This is a genomic window from Nocardia sp. NPDC003482, assembly GCF_053588115.1.
In genome coordinates this window covers 308,368-323,302 of record NZ_JBSFPI010000005.1, presented here as the reverse complement: position 1 = coordinate 323,302, position 14,935 = coordinate 308,368, and the positions used below count along the sequence as shown (strand labels likewise).

Genomic DNA, 14,935 nt, shown 5'->3' with positions numbered 1-14,935 from the left:
CGAATCGAACTATTCAGAACCGGAGCGAAAGCCGGGAACCGCAACTGGGGATCCCCATTCCCCATACGGAACGGTTTGTTTGCGACGCAATAGCTTATGGCAAGACCTTGCCATACCGTCGTGACGACAAGGTTTCCCGCTCGTTGTGAGAATTCCCAGCTCGCCCTTTACGGTGTAGGGACCGAATTGCCCGAGTATTACGAGCGCCCGCGCGTCAACCCCTATCTCGGCGGTCCGTCTCACTCCGCGCGCAGGCCGCGCATCAATAGATCGGCCATTCGCTGGGCCTGCTCGCGTTGCTCGGGTTCGCGGCACACCAGGAATATTCCGAGCAGCGCGACCACCACATCCTCGGCGAGCACGTCGTCGCGCAGCGTGCCCGCGGCGACCCCGGCCTCGAGGATGGCGCCGACCGCGCCGGACAGCTCCGCTCGCGCCGCGGTGGCGGTGACCGCGCCGGAGGCGATCATGGCCCGCAGGGTCTCGGCCATCTCGTGCTTGATGGCGATGTAGTCGCCGAAGCGATCCATCCACCGGCGCAACGCGATCTCGGGCGGATGGTCGGCGAGCAATTCGATCGCCTTGTCGCACAGGCGAGTTCGCTCGTCCCGGTAGACGGCCTCGACGAGCGCCTCCCGCGTGGGGAAGTGCCGGTAGAGCGTGCCGATGCCCACGCCCGCCGCGCGCGCGATCGCCTCCAGGGTCACGTTCTCCCCCGAGCCGCCGAATTCCGCGCGGGCGGCGTCGAGCAGTCGGCGGCGGTTGCGCTGCGCGTCGGCGCGGCCGGATGTGGCAGCCACTAGCGGAGGCTCCTCCGTTTCTGTTAGCGTGGGCAATGCGGAGGCTCCTCCGCATCACGGGATCGACTCGACTATGCCACGGGAGTACGACCATGACCAGCATCGAGCACGCCGCCCCGGGCGGCACCGCCACCCTGGGCGACCGCCGGGTGGCCCGAATCGGTTACGGCGCCATGCAATTGGAGGGTCGCGCCGGGTCCGATCGGGACGCGGCCATCGCCCTGCTGCGCACCGCGGTCCGGCACGGCGTCGATCACATCGATACCGCCCACTTCTATCCCGGCTGCAACGAGCTGATCCGGGACGCGCTGCGGCCGTCCTATGCCGAACTCACCCTGGTCACCAAGGTCGGCGCCGACCGCACGGCCGCGGGCCTGGTCGCCCGGCAGCGACCCGAGCAACTGCGCGCGAGCGTCGAGGAGAATCTGGCGACGCTGGGCGCCGAGCGGATCGACGTGGTCAACCTGCGCCGCGCCGACGCGCCCCCGGGCATCGTCGCCACCGGCGATCAGGTCGTCGATCTCGACGATCAACTCGCCGAACTGCTCGCCCTGCGCGACGCGGGCAAGATCGGCGGCATCGGCCTCAGCGCCGTCGACGCCGGACAACTGCGCCGCGCCCTGCCCGCCGGTATCGCCTGCGTGCAGAACATCCACAATGTCGTCGACCGCTCCACCGAACCGGTCCTCGACCTGTGCCGCGCCCACGACATCGCCTGGGTCCCCTTCTGCCCCCTCGGCTCCGCCTTCCCCACCTTCCCCAAGCCGACCGAACACCCCACCGTCGTCGACCTCGCCACCCGCCTCACCATCACCCCCGCCCAACTGGCCCTCGCCTGGGAGTTGGCCCACTACGACCACACCCTCCTCATCCCCGGCACCCGCAACCCCACCCACCTGACCGAGAACCTCGCGGCCGGATCGATCCACCTGGACCCGTCCACCTTGGCCACCCTCGACGGCATCGCCGGGAACTGACGCCCCACAACCCCTTTGCTTCGCGACTCCCCGGCCCCCTCTGCCTCATAAGGACTGACGCACCTCGCGACCCACCTTTCCGCCAGGGACCGACGCACCCTCGCGACCCAAACCCTCTTTCCCCGCCGAGGACCGACGCACCCTCAGCACCCTTGCCCCCGCGAAGGATTGCGGCCCCGGCGTGGCTCACGGCACCCGCACGCTGCTCGAAGTGCCGAGGGGCCGTTGCGGTTCGGCGCGTGCGCCAGCACACTGACTTGTGTTCCGTTGGCGACGAAAAGAATACGGGGTGGCCGGGATGCGGGGATGGACGAGTGGGCGGGCGGCGTTGGCGGCGGCCGCGGCGGGAGTCGCGGTGGCGGGGCTGACGGCGGCGGTGGCGCAGGGGCACCCGGGCGGGCCGGGCTATTCCTATTCGGCGTTCCAGACGCCGTCGGGGAACGTGGCCTGCATGATCGATGACGACGGCGCCGGAGTCCGGTGCGACGTACTGGATTACACCTTCACCCCGCCGCCGCGCCCGGCGGGCGGCTGCGGCCCGAGCGGATACGGGCACGCCGTCGCGATGTCGGTCACCGTCGCACCGCGATTCGTCTGCGCGGGCGACACGGTGGCCGCGCCGGACCTGCCCGTGCTCGAGTACGGGGACACCACGGGATTCGGCCGGGTCGAGTGCTACTCGACCACCGACTATCTGTACTGCGACGTCGACGGCGGCGCCCACTCCTTCCAACTCGCCCGCGACTTCTACCGCCTGGACTGACGCGGGAGCAGAGCCGACCGCCGCGGCCGACCGCGCCTCGGCGGTGGTCGGCGCGCGCGGACACACCGATCGGTCGATAGGGGTTTCCGGCGATTCTGCCCGAACCGGGCGCGCGAATTCCATTTGTACCGTACTGTTTTTTACGGACGCAGCACAGGGTGACGACGACGCCGACCACACGCACCCATTCGACGAACCCTGAGCACCGCACCCGTTCCACCGCGTCGCCGCCCGACCCCTCGTGATCGTCGGAGCGTCCCCTCCTACCCGCACTGGCACCGCAAATCCGTTCCGCGCCAGTGGCTTTCGCATGCCCGCAGCACTCATGATCACGAAAGTGGTTCTTGCACTTGAGATTTCAATTTCCGTCGGTAGAATAGTTCGAGCGCCACGCCGCAAAAAGCTGTTCGCAATAGGGCGAGTTCCGGATCGAGCCCATCGTCGTGCGCGATTCGGAGGCGGCCCGCGGGCCGCGGTCAGCGCATCCCTTTCATCAGCATTTCCAGGGAGATTGCCATGGGAAACGATCCACACGTGTTGGTAGTAGGCGGAGGCCCGGCCGGTTCCACCACCGCAGCCCTGCTCGCTCGGGCCGGGATCAGGGTGACCCTCCTGGAGCGGGACAAGTTCCCCCGCTACCACATCGGCGAATCACTGCTGGCCTCGTGCCTGTCGACGCTGCGCATCTCCGGCGCCTACGACAAGGTCGCCGCGCACGGCTTCCAGATCAAACGCGGCGGATACTTCCAGTGGCAGAACGACATCTGGCGGCTGAAATGGGATGAGCTCGTCGACGCCGAGGCCTGGTCGTGGCAGGTCGACCGCGCCGAATTCGACGATCTGCTGCTGCGCAACGCCAGCGACCAGGGCGTCGAGGTCATCGAACAGGCCACGGTCCGCAACGTGCTGTTCGACGCGAACGAGCGCCCCACCGCCGTGGAGTGGACGCTGCTCGGCGACGACGAGGTCCGCACCACCGAATTCGACTTCCTGGTCGACGCGTCCGGCCGCGCGGGCCTGCTGTCCCGGCAGCACTTCAACATGCGCAAACCGCATCCGGCCTTCCGCAATCTCGCGGTCTGGTCGTATTGGACCGGCGCGCATCTGCATCCGGAGAGCCCCGAGGGCGCGATCAACGTCGTGTCCACCGACGAGGGCGGCTGGTTCTGGCACATCCCGCTGGCGGGTGGCCGCTTCAGCGTGGGCTATGTGGTCTCGGCCAAGCTGGCGAGCGACCGGCGGCGCGAACTGGGCTCGATCGAGGAGTTCTACGCCGACATCATCCGCCGCACCCCCAAGATGAACACCATGCTCGAGGGCGCCGAACAGGTCGCCGGCGTGCAGGCCGAACAGGACTATTCCTATGTCGCCGACCGGTTCTGGGGTCCGGGCTACGCCATCGTCGGCGATTCGGCCTGCTTCCTGGACCCGCTGCTGTCCACCGGCGTGCACCTGGCCACCTACGGCGGCATGGTCGCGGCGGCGGCCATCGCCACCGCCTTGCGCGGTGAGATGAGCGAGGCCGAGGCGCTGGGCTTCTTCGACTACACCTACCGGCGCGCGTATTCGCGCTTCCTGGTGCTGGTTTCGCGCATGTACGAGCAGTACATCGGCTCCGACGAGTACTTCAAGCACGCCAGCAACCTCACCGAGGAGCACGAGGGCGACACCCCGGAGGAGTCGTTCACCCGCATCATGGCCGGGCTGACCGACGTCGACGAATCCTCCGGCGAGCAGCGGCGGACCAATACCGCCACCATCGTCGCCGAGGTCGAGCACGCCGAGGACGAGGGCGTCAACATCAAGTACATGGGCAAGCTGGACATGTCCCCGGTGTGGAACATCTGGCGCGACCCGCTGGGCGCGGACACCGAGATGGGCGAGGTGCGCATCACCACCGAACCGGTCCTCAGTCTCACCCGCCGCCCCCGCACCGAGGCCGAAATGGCCGCCGTCGCACGGCCTTTCCTGCCGCCGAAGAAGGGCGACACCGTACCCCACTGACGGGCAGGACACGGTCGTGACAACGATGCGATCCGACTCCGAGCCGTCGCGCGGCCGCGCCGCCGGCGGCTCGGGGGGCGGGACCCTCAAGGACGAGATCGCCCGCTTCGGTCATGCGATGACTCGAATGCTGTTGGCGGGCGACGGTTTCACCATGCCGGTGCTGGAGGCGATCCTCGGCACCGAACTGCGCGTGCGGGTGCTGCGGCAGGACGACCTGGCGCTGGACCGGTTGCCCCACGGGGTGCGCGAGGTGTTGCGGCCCGCCGGGGCCGATCGCGTCGTCCTGCGCCGATCGTGCCTGGTGGACGCGGAACTGGTGACGGTGTCGGTCAATCACGTCGTCACCGTCGCCGGTCCGGCGACCACCTACGGGGTCGACGACGTGCGCACCCCGATCGGCTACAGCCTGATCTCGCGCGGGGTGTCGCAGCGGCGGCGGATCGTGCGGGCCGGGCTGGGCCGCTGGCTGGACGGGCGCGCCTGCGCGACCAAGGCGTATGTGATCCTGCTCGACGACCGGCCGCTGTGCTACATCCGCGAATCCTTCAATCCCGATATCGTCCCCGCCGAACACGCGAGCCCCGCGGCCATCGAATCGGAGTGGGACGACGAACCCGACGGCCCGGCCCCCGGGCCGACGGATCTGGCCTCGGCGGTACCCCCCGCCGTCGAATCCGGCGGCGGCGCAACCGGTTCCGCCGATCGGCTGCGGGACCTGCCGCCGCTGGTCCACCCCGACGAGAGCGCGGCCCTGATCACCGAACTCGCCCGCGCCGGGCGCGGCGAGGCGTTCGTACTGCATCTGGTCGACCGCGGCGAGCCCACCGCGCCCTTCCACACCCGTCGCGCGCTGGCGCACGCCGTCACCGCGGTCCTCGCCCACGGCCTGGGCGCCGATATCGTCACCGTCGCCCACCCGACCGGCCCGGTGCGGCCGAACGCGTTGGAGGACAGCTACTTCCACGCCGCCGCCACCCTCAACTACTGGCGCGGCAGCCCGCCGCCCACCGCGCGCATCGCGGACCTGTTGCGCCGCACCGCCGATCGCCGCGCCGACCCCCTTTCGCGCACCCTGCTCCGCGACGTGGCCGGGCTCCTGCCGCTCGCCACCACCGCACCGCACGACGCGCGCGAATTGTTCAGCGCCACACCCCCTCTGCACATCGGCCACGACGCCGCCCACCTCCCCTACGAGGCCGCCCTCACCCGCCGCGGCCCCGACCGCAACTGGTGGAACTGCGCCACCGCCCTGCTCTGGCTGGGCCCGCACGCCCACACCCCCGCCCACCTCGAATACGCCGCTCGCACAACCAATCCCATCGCGATATCCCTCTCCCCCACCACCACCCCCGCCGAGATCACCCACCTCTGCCGGACCCTCAACCCCCACCACCGCCCCGGCCGCCTCCTCCTCATAGCCCACCCCACCCCGACCCAAACCCCCGACCACCTCACCCCCCTCCTCACCGCCCCCACCCCCACCCCCGTCACCTGGCTCTACGCCCCCGGCCCCACCCCCACCACCTCCCTCCCCACCTTCCTCGAAGCCTGCCGCACCACCGCCACCCCCTTCGGCGGCCTCCACCTCGAATCCCCACCCCCCACCCAAGCCCTCCACACCGCCCTCACCACAGCCACCACCCTCCGCCCCCACTGACCCCAGGCACACGAACCCAGCCGCACCCTTTATTCGAATCCGCACCCCTTACAGGGCTATACAAGGGGTGCGGATCCGAATAAGGGGTGCGGCTGGGTTCGTGGACCTGGGGTCAGGTGAACAGGTGTTGGCCCCAGAACTCGTCGGGGGCGGGGCCCGGGGGGCAGGCGAAGAGGGCCGAGCCGGTGTGGGTGATGTACTCCATCATGGCGTCCTTGGCGGCGAGGGCGCGTTGCATGGGAACGAACTGGTTGTGGGGGTTGCGGCAGTAGGCGATGAAGAACAGGCCCGCGTCGAGGTGGCCGAAACCGTCGGAGCCGTCGGTGAAGTTGTAGCCGCGGCGGAGCAGTTGGACACCGCCCAGGTTGTCGGGGTGGGCGAGGCGGACATGGGCCGTCGCCGGGATGACGGGGGTGTAGCCGGAGGTGATGCGGAAGTCGGGGGCGTCGAATTCGCTGTTCTGGCCCAGCGGTTCGCCCTCGTGCTTGCCGCGGCCGATGACCGCCTCCTGCTCCGACAGCGACGCGCGGTCCCACGCCTCGATGTCCATGCGGATGCGCCGGGCCACGAGGTAGCTGCCGCCGGTCATCCACCCCGCCTCGGGGCGGTCGTCGCCCTCGCGCACCCACACCCAGCGGTCGAGCAGTTCGCTCTGATCGGCCTTGAGGTTGTTGGTTCCGTCCTTGAACCCGAACATGTTTCGCGGCGTCGCCTGGCTACGCGTGGTGCTGGAGGTGCGGCCGAAGCCGAGCTGCGACCAGCGCACGCTCACCACGCCAACTCCCAGCCGCGACAGATTGCGGATGGCGTGCACCGCCACCTGCGGATCGTCGGCGCACGCCTGCACGCAGATGTCGCCGTAACTGCGCGACGGCTCGATGGCGTCCTTGGCGAACACCGGCAGATCCGCCAGCGCCGCCGGTTTGCGCGCACCCAGCCCGAATCGGTCGGGCCGGTTCGGATCGTCGGCCGACGGCCCGAACAGCCCCGGCCCGAATCCGATGGTGAGCGTCAGCGACGCGGGCGAAAGTCCCAGCGCCTCACCGGTATCCGCGGGCGGCCGGTGCGCGCCGTGGTTGTAGGCGCCGCCGTCGACCGCCTCCTCACCGCGCGTCATCCGCTCGGCCGCGACGGTCCAGCGCCGCAGCATATCGATGAGCTCGTCCCGCGACCGCGTCAACACGTCGAACGCCGCGAAATGCAGTCGGTCCTGCGCCGCGGTCGTGATGCCCGCCTGATGCGGCCCGCGGAACGGGACGATCCGGTCGCCGCTCGGCGGATCGGTGTCCATCGCGAAGACTCCGGCGCCCGCCGCGGCCCCCGCGGCCGCGCCGACGGCGACACTGGCTCCGGTCGCGCCGAGCAGTGCCCGGCGGGAGAATCGGCTCGTCTGCTTCATGATCGGCCTTCTCGTCGGCTATTGGCTCAGGATCAGGCCGGGTACCTGACTCAGACTCGCCGAGAGCGCGTCGATCTTGTCCGACAACGCCTTCCGCTGGTCCTCGGTCACGGTCTTGTAGGACATGTACCCGTCGCCGTTGCGGAACTGGTTGATCCCGTCGCGCACCGCCGCGAACTGGGCGGTGAGCTTGTCCATCAGCTTGGAATCCTTGGCCGAGATCATCGGCTGCAATTCCGCGATCAGCGTCTCCGAGCCGTCGATATTGGCGGCGAAGTCCCACAGGTCGGTCCGCGAGTAGCGGTCCTCCTCGCCGCCGACCTTGGTGCGGGCGATCTCGTCGACCAGCGCCTGCGGACCCTTCACGAACGACTGCGTCTCGAACACGAAGTCGGGCTTGTTCACCTCGTCGTTCAGCGCGGACACATTGGTGAGCAACGCGTCGGCCTCGGCGTCGATGGCCGGTTTGGTGTCGGCCTTCTTGGCGTTGTCGACGTCGGCCTGGGTGATGGCGTCGCCCTTCTCGCCGACCTCGCTCTGCTGCGGCGGCCACAGGAACCGTTCGATGCGGTGGAAGCCGGTGAAGGGCTGGGCGCCGTTCTCGGTGTCGTCCCAGCGCATATCGATCTTCGGGTCCAGCTCCGGGAACGACTCGGCCACCGGCTCGATGCGCTCGTAGAAGGTGCGGGTCAGGCCGAACTGCTTGCGCGCGTTGTCCAGATCGCCGGACTTCACCGCGGCGACGAACGTCTTGGTCTGCTCGACCAGGCCGTTGAGCTGGCCGCGCACATAACCCAGGTAGTGCGCTTCGGCCGCCTCGACGTCCGGCGGGGCCTCGGTCTTGACCTTCTTCTCGCCGGTGACGGTCAGTTGCTTGCGAATGCCGTTGCCCACCATGCCCGGCTTGCACGCGGTCTCGTAGGTGCCCGGATCGGTGAACTCCACCGCGAGCTTGCCGGTCACGCCGGGCCCGATGTTCTCGACCTCGCCGAGCACCCGGTTGTTGTTGCCGTAGACGTAGAACTCGGTGACCTTCGAACCCTGGTTGGCCACCACGAAATTCACCGTGCCGGTGCCCGCGGACGCCACGCCCAGTTCGCAGGCGGAGTCGGTGGAGGTCACGGCGACATCGCCCGCGCCCGCCTTGGACTTCTCCGTGCAGCCGGTGGTCGCCAGCAGCGCGGTCACGGCCACCGCGGCCACCGCTGCGATACGTCCCGTCGAATTCACCTGTGTCCCATTCCTTCTGTCTCCGGCCGGTGTCACGCGGCCGACGTTTCCATCTGCCCGGAGGCGCGGGCCGGATCGCCGCCCGCGGGCCGCGTGGGCCGCAGGAACAACGCGAGGACGACGACCAGATACGCGGCCCACGCGATCAGTTGCAGCACGGTCGGGTCCGGGCGGAAGTTGAAGATCCCCGCGAGAACCGTTCCGTACCACGACGATTGATCGAACCGGGCGGAGAAGTCGAAGGCCATCTCGTTCGCGCCGGGCAGCCAGCCGACCAGTTGCAGCGCGCGCACCCCGTAGGCGAGGATCCCGGCGGCGACCAGGATCAGGAACGCCCCGGTGTATTTGAAGAACTTGGCGAAGTCGATCCGGATGGTGCCCGCGTACAGCAGCACCGCCAGCACGGCCGCCACCACGACCCCGCCGATCAGGCCGACCAGCGGCCACGCGCTGCCGGAGGCGTTCTCGGCGTAACCGACCATCAGCAGGGCGGTTTCGACGCCCTCGCGGCCGACCGCGAAGAATCCCAGCACCAGGATGGCGAATCCGCCGCCCTCCAGCGCGCGGGCCATGCCCTGTTTGAGATCGCGGGAGATGTGCGCGGCGGCGCTGCGCATCCACAGCACCATGCCCGTCACCACGACCACCGCGACCAGCGACGCCACCCCGGCGATCGCCTCCGCGGCCAGGCCGTCGACCGTGGATGTGCCGAAGTGGATGGCCGCGAAGATGGCCAGCACCATGACCACGGCGAGGCTCACGCCCGCCCACAGCCACTTCAGCGCGTCGCGCCGGTCCGATTTGACCAGGAACGCGGCCAGGATCATCACCACGATGCCGGTCTCGAGACCCTCACGCACGCCGAGCAACCCGCTCCCGAACAGCTGGGTCGCGACCGACGGCGCCGATGCCAGCGTCTCCATCGGCGGAACCCCCTTGTTTGGTAAGGCTAAGTTCGGTGAGCATAGCATTACCGTCCTCGCGACCGCGGTGACCCCTTCACAGCGAACGTCCAGCTTTCCGCCAGCCTTCGTCCGGGTTGCCGGGTGATGATGAGCGGCATGAACGCCACAGCCCCGGGAGCGCGCGTGCTGGTCGTCGACGACGAGCAGTTGATCCTCAAGCTGCTCGCCACCACCCTGAAGTTCCAGGGCTTCGAGGTGGAGACCGCCGCGACCGGGGCCGAGGGCCTCGACAAGGCCCGCGGGTTCCGTCCCGACGCGCTGATCGTGGACGTGATGATGCCGGGCATGGACGGCTTCGGGCTGTTGCGGCGGCTGCGCGCCGACGGCATCGACACCCCGGTGTTGTTCCTGACCGCCCGCGACGACGTGGAGGACCGGGTGACCGGGCTGACCCTCGGCGCGGACGACTACGTGACCAAACCGTTCGCCCTCGAGGAGGTCGTGGCCCGGGTGCGGGTCATCCTGCGCCGCACCGGGACCGCGGCCGCCGGGGCCCCGCAGCGCCCGACCCGGCTGTCGGTCGGGGACGTCGAACTCGACGACGACAGCCATCAGGTGTTCAAAGCCGGTGTGCCCGTGAGCCTTTCGCCGACGGAGTTCACGCTGCTGCGCTACTTCATGCTCAACGCGGGCCGCGTGCTGAGCAAGGCCAAGATCCTCGATCACGTCTGGCAGTACGACTTCGGCGGCGACGGCGGCGTGGTCGAGTCCTATGTGTCGTATCTGCGCCGCAAGGTCGACACCACCGAACCGAAGATGTTGCACACCCTGCGCGGCGTCGGCTACGTGCTGCGCCCGCCCGAGGGCACCCGCCGGTGACCGTGCGTTCGGCGCTCACCCGGCGGCTCGCGGCGGTCCCGCTGCGCATCGGCCTGGTGGTCGCCATGGTCGCGCTCGCGGCCGCGGTACTGGTGGCGTGCGGGTTTGCGGTCACCTCGGCGTTGAACCGTACCCTGACCGCACGCACGGACGAGCAGCTGTCCGAGGCCGCGCACACCTGGGCCGATCCGCGGCCGATGAAGCAGGTGGCGATGTCCGACGGCCGCCTGGTGTGGGTGCCCACCGACCGGCCCGCTCCCCCGCCGCCGCCGAATTCGCCCGGGGACCAACCGAATCAGTTCTTCGAGCTCCGGCGCGGCCCCGACGGCACCGTCTACGACATGCCGAACTCCCCCGATCCGGCGACGCATCCGGCGACGCCGGACCTGTCGGGGGTGACGCCCGGACATCCGGCCACGGTCGGCTCGACCGGCGGCGGGTCGATCACGTGGCGGGTGCTCACCATCGCCAACGAGAACGGTTCCACCACCATCGGCCTGCCGCTGACCGACAACCAGGCCACGGTCTCGCGGCTGATCATGTTCGAATTGGCCACGGGCACAGTGGCTCTCGCGCTGCTGGGGGTGGGCGGCTACGTCGTGGTGCGACGCAGTCTGCGCCGGTTGCGGCAGGTCGAGGTGACCGCGGCCGCCATCGCCGCGGGCGATCTGAGCCGCCGGGTGCCGGTGCGTCACGTCGACACCGAGGTCGATCACCTCGCGCAGTCGTTGAACGAGATGTTGACCCGCATCCAGCACGGCGTGATCCGGACCGAGGCGTCGGAGGAGGCGGCCCGGCGCTCGGAGGCGCGGATGCGGCAGTTCATCGCCGACGCCAGCCACGAGCTGCGCACCCCGCTCACGACGATCCGCGGCTTCGCCGAACTGTGCCGCCACAACGCCGACCCGCAGACGGAGGAACTGCTGGCGCTGATCGAGTCCGAGGCCCAGCGGATGGGGTTGCTGGTCGAGGACCTGCTGCTGCTCGCCCGCCTCGACGCGCAACGTCCCCTCGAACGCGAACCGGTCGATCTTCTCGCCCTCACCGGTGAGGCCGTGCACGCCGCGCAGGCCCGCGCGGCCCGCGAGGCGGGTCCGCCGCGGCACATCGGACTCGAGATCGGCCGGGGCACAGGCGGAGTGGAGGTCGTGGGCGACGCGGCCCGGCTGCGGCAGGTGCTGACCAACCTGCTGGGCAACGCGCTCACCCACACCCCGCCGGGCACGCCGATCTCGGTGCGGCTCACCCCCGCCGACGACGAGGTCCGCATCGATGTGATCGATCGGGGGCCCGGTCTGTCGGCGGAGGCCGCGGCGCGGGTGTTCGAACGCTTCTACCGCACCGACACCTCCCGCACCCGCGCCAGCGGCGGCGCCGGACTGGGCCTGTCGATCGTGCACGCGCTGGTGACCGCGCACGGCGGCCGGGTGTCGGTGCACAGCGAGCCCGGCGCCGGGGCGACGTTCTCGGTGCACCTGCCGCGGTTCCCAGCGGACTGACAGTCCGGCGCCAGGGCCGCCGCAGGCGCGGGGCCGAATCTGGTTGTCATGAGCTTGTGGGAGACCTCCGCTGCCCAAGTGGTCGCCTACATGGACGTCGACCTGTCCACCGACCTCAACGCGCTGCTGCCCTTGGTCGCCCCGCTGGTGTCCGGGCACTCGGATCTGGCCATCGGCACCCGGCTGGCCAAGTCCGCCCGCGTGGTGCGCGGACCCAAGCGCGAGATCATCTCCCGCTGCTACAACCTCATCCTCAAAGCGTCGGTGCGGGCCCGATTCTCCGACGCCCAATGCGGATTCAAGGCCATGCGCACCGACACCGCCCGGGACGCTCACTCCGCCGCGATGAGCGCGCGCTTGTAGATCTTGCCGGAATCGTCGCGCGGCAGTTCGCCGACGATGCGCACCCGGCGCGGCAGCTTGTAGGCGGCGAGGCGGTCGGTCAGGGCCGCGCGGATACCGGCCTCGGTGAGCCGGTGGCCGGGGCGCGGAACGAGATGCGCCACAACGATTTCCCCGAGGTCGCCGGTGCGGTCGGGCAGCCCGAACACCGCCGCGTCCTCCACGCCGTCGAGGGCCAGCAGGGCGTTCTCGATCTCGGTCGGGTAGATGTTGACGCCGCCGGAGATGATGATCTCGCTGGAGCGGCCGGTCAGGTAGAGGTATCCGGCGTCGTCCACGCGGCCGAGGTCGCCGACCCAGATCATGCCGTCCACCGGGCTCTCGGGCCGCCCCCGATTGAGGTATTCGAAGTCGGGCCAGTAGTCCGCGCCCTTGACGTACACGCGGCCGACCTCGCCCGCCGGCACCGGCTTCCCCGTCTCGTCGGCGACGAGCACCGCGGAACCGTCCACGGGCCGTCCCACGCTGCCCGGCCGCGCGAGCCACTCCGCCGCCCCGATCCAGGTGACGGTCCCGGCCTCGGTGCAGCCGTAGAACTCCCACAGCGCGTCGCCGAACCAGTCGATCGCGGCGCGCTTCACCGCGGGCGGGCAGGGCGCGGCCGAGTGGATGAGATGGGTGAGGCTCGACACGTCGTAGCGGGCGCGCACGTCCGCGGGCAGCGACAGCAACCGCGACAACATGGTGGGCACCACCTTCGCCTGCTGGATCCGGCCCTCGTGCACGTGCCGCAGGAACCGCTCCGTGTCGAACCGCGGCATGATGGTGATATTCGTGCCCATCCGCAGCGCGAGCACCGCGACCGCGTTGGGCGAGGCGTGATACAGCGGCCCGGCGACCAGCATCCGCCCGCCCGGCGCGAGACCCATCCGGCGCGCCGTGCCGCCCGCGATGGCGAGTAGCTGCTGGGCCGACATCCGTTGCCGCCGAACCCCTTTCGGCGTGCCGGTGGTGCCGGAGGTGTAGATCAGGCCCATCGAGTCCGCCACCGCGCCGTCGATGTGGCCGAGCGGGTCGGGCTGTTCGGCGATCCACTCCTCGAGCAGCGGATGCCGTCCGGTGGGTTGCGCGAGCGCGGGATCGAGCCCGGCCTCGGCGAGCAGCGGCACGGGCATGGCGATCTCGAGCACCTCGGGCGCCGTCCCCGCGAGCGCGGCCGCCGCCGTCACCACCGGCACGAATTCGGTGTGCGCGAGCACCAGCCGCGCCCCGCTGTCGGCGAGCACGTGCGCCACCTCCGCGGCCCGCCACCGGGTGTTGATCGGCACCGGATTCGCCCCGCACGACGCGATGGCCAGCGACGCCTCGAGGAATTCGATGTCGTTGCGCGCCAGCACCGCCACCCGCTCGCCCCGCCCGTGACCGCGCGCCGCGAACGCGGCGGCCAGGCGCCCGGCCCGATCGTGCGAATCCGCTTGCGCGCGCACGCGTTCCCCGCAGGCTATGGTCGGCGTACCCTCCCGAACGTCCGTCATGGGGTTCAGTCTGCCGCGCCGAGGTCGAGTCCGAGGAATTCGGCGGCCACCGCGACGGTGTCCAGCGCCCGGCTGGGCCTGCCGAACACCCGGCGCGGACCGGCCGACGCGCCCGGGATCTGATGCCCGCACCGGGAGACGGCGTAGAGGGTGACCGGCGGCCTGTCCTGCTGCCGATAGTCGATCCGCCGCACGGCCCCGGTCCACAAGGACGTGGGTTCGGCGTCGATCCCATTGCGGCGGGCGAAATAGGCGGCCGTCTCCTCCGCGCCGAGATGCTCACCCCTACGGAACCAGCCGAACCCCACTGGCCCGCCCCCGTACGGCGACAGCGGATCGTCGGTGCCGTGAATCTCCAAGTACGGCAATGGAACCGGAGCGTGCCGGGGCGGGGTGATGTGCCCCGGCGTCGGCAGATTGGCGGCGAGGACGACCGCGCCCGCGATCAGGTCCGGCGCGTCGTGGATCAGCCGGAAGACCATCTGCCCGCCGAGGGAGTAGCCGATGGGATGAACCGGACCGACCCCGTACCGATCCCGGACGTCGGCGACGAGCGCCGCGAGGAACCCGACATCGTCGATCCCCTTCACATCCCGCAGCAGCATCCGCGCGGTCCGCGCCCCGTTCCATTCCCGGTGCACCGCATCGGGATACGCGACCGGGTACCCGGCCGCGGCGAAACGGTCGAAGGCCCCCGCCGCGAAATCCCGTATCCCCGAACCGGTCTGCGCGGTCCCGTGCAATACCAGGATCAGCGCGCGACCGGGCGCGGGCCGCGGCGGCCGGACCAGCGTGTAGGCGCGGCGGCGGCCGTCGTGCCGCAGCGTCCGCCGTTCCGCGACCGGCGACCCCGCGGGCCCCCGCACCCCTCGACTCAGCACCGCTCGAGTGTGACCGATGGCGGATGCCCGCGCCACCCGCTAGCGTGTGTCCCGGGGGGAG

12 protein-coding genes and 1 pseudogene are annotated in these 14,935 nt (G+C 70.3%); 7 read left to right on the top strand and 6 right to left on the bottom strand.

Annotated elements, in window-relative coordinates:
* Positions 1-239: 239 nt before the first annotated feature.
* The gene (locus ACWDSJ_RS10705) at positions 240-800 is read right to left on the bottom strand and encodes a TetR/AcrR family transcriptional regulator (RefSeq protein WP_450030979.1); all 561 of its coding nucleotides are present in this window, start codon (positions 798-800) and stop codon (positions 240-242) included.
* 92 nt (positions 801-892) lie between these two features.
* Between ACWDSJ_RS10705 and ACWDSJ_RS10700 the strand changes: the two genes are divergently transcribed.
* From ACWDSJ_RS10700 to ACWDSJ_RS10685, 4 genes are all read left to right on the top strand, one after another.
* Positions 893-1,777 (top strand): aldo/keto reductase, encoded by an 885-nt coding sequence (locus ACWDSJ_RS10700; RefSeq protein WP_450030978.1) that lies wholly within the window; start codon positions 893-895, stop codon positions 1,775-1,777.
* Positions 1,778-2,075: 298 nt separating this feature from the next.
* Positions 2,076-2,540 carry a hypothetical protein gene (locus ACWDSJ_RS10695; protein ID WP_450030976.1) on the top strand — a complete coding sequence of 155 codons (465 nt, stop codon included), beginning with the start codon at positions 2,076-2,078 and terminating at the stop codon, positions 2,538-2,540.
* A gap of 516 nt (positions 2,541-3,056) precedes the next feature.
* Positions 3,057-4,544: an NAD(P)/FAD-dependent oxidoreductase gene (locus ACWDSJ_RS10690; RefSeq protein WP_450030974.1), complete on the top strand. Its 1,488-nt coding sequence runs from the start codon at positions 3,057-3,059 to the stop codon at positions 4,542-4,544.
* 25 nt (positions 4,545-4,569) lie between these two features.
* On the top strand, positions 4,570-6,204 hold the full coding sequence (locus ACWDSJ_RS10685; protein ID WP_450031035.1) for a 3-deoxy-7-phosphoheptulonate synthase: 1,635 nt from the start codon (positions 4,570-4,572) through the stop codon (positions 6,202-6,204).
* A 112-nt stretch (positions 6,205-6,316) separates the two neighbouring features.
* Here the strand turns inward: ACWDSJ_RS10685 and efeB are convergent, their stop codons facing one another.
* Genes efeB through efeU form a run of 3 tightly spaced genes read right to left on the bottom strand, consistent with a single transcriptional unit; the run spans position 6,317 to position 9,756 of the window.
* Complete coding sequence (gene efeB / locus ACWDSJ_RS10680) at positions 6,317-7,603, bottom strand: iron uptake transporter deferrochelatase/peroxidase subunit (protein WP_387364523.1); 1,287 nt, start codon at positions 7,601-7,603, stop codon at positions 6,317-6,319.
* A gap of 18 nt (positions 7,604-7,621) precedes the next feature.
* Positions 7,622-8,833, bottom strand: coding sequence for an iron uptake system protein EfeO (gene efeO, locus ACWDSJ_RS10675; protein WP_450030972.1), 1,212 nt, complete (start codon positions 8,831-8,833; stop codon positions 7,622-7,624).
* 32 nt (positions 8,834-8,865) lie between these two features.
* Positions 8,866-9,756, bottom strand: coding sequence for an iron uptake transporter permease EfeU (gene efeU / locus ACWDSJ_RS10670; protein WP_387364529.1), 891 nt, complete (start codon positions 9,754-9,756; stop codon positions 8,866-8,868).
* Between the two features lie 129 nt (positions 9,757-9,885).
* On the opposite strand from efeU, the gene ACWDSJ_RS10665 reads away from it, so the two are divergent.
* The 3 genes and pseudogenes from ACWDSJ_RS10665 to ACWDSJ_RS10655 form a co-directional block, all read left to right on the top strand.
* Positions 9,886-10,617 (top strand): response regulator transcription factor, encoded by a 732-nt coding sequence (locus tag ACWDSJ_RS10665; RefSeq protein ID WP_450031033.1) that lies wholly within the window; start codon positions 9,886-9,888, stop codon positions 10,615-10,617.
* The gene (locus tag ACWDSJ_RS10660) at positions 10,614-12,116 is read left to right on the top strand and encodes a sensor histidine kinase (protein ID WP_450030969.1); all 1,503 of its coding nucleotides are present in this window, start codon (positions 10,614-10,616) and stop codon (positions 12,114-12,116) included. The genes ACWDSJ_RS10665 and ACWDSJ_RS10660 overlap by 4 nt, the downstream gene beginning before the upstream one ends.
* A gap of 57 nt (positions 12,117-12,173) precedes the next feature.
* Positions 12,174-12,443, top strand: a pseudogene (locus tag ACWDSJ_RS10655) (glycosyltransferase family 2 protein); the annotation flags it as partial.
* A 5-nt stretch (positions 12,444-12,448) separates the two neighbouring features.
* Here the strand turns inward: ACWDSJ_RS10655 and ACWDSJ_RS10650 are convergent.
* The gene (locus ACWDSJ_RS10650; RefSeq protein ID WP_450030967.1) at positions 12,449-13,993 is read right to left on the bottom strand and encodes an AMP-binding protein; all 1,545 of its coding nucleotides are present in this window, start codon (positions 13,991-13,993) and stop codon (positions 12,449-12,451) included.
* 5 nt (positions 13,994-13,998) lie between these two features.
* A complete protein-coding gene (locus tag ACWDSJ_RS10645; protein ID WP_450030965.1) occupies positions 13,999-14,874 on the bottom strand; it encodes an alpha/beta hydrolase family esterase in 876 nt (291 codons plus the stop codon).
* Positions 14,875-14,935 lie beyond the last annotated feature (61 nt).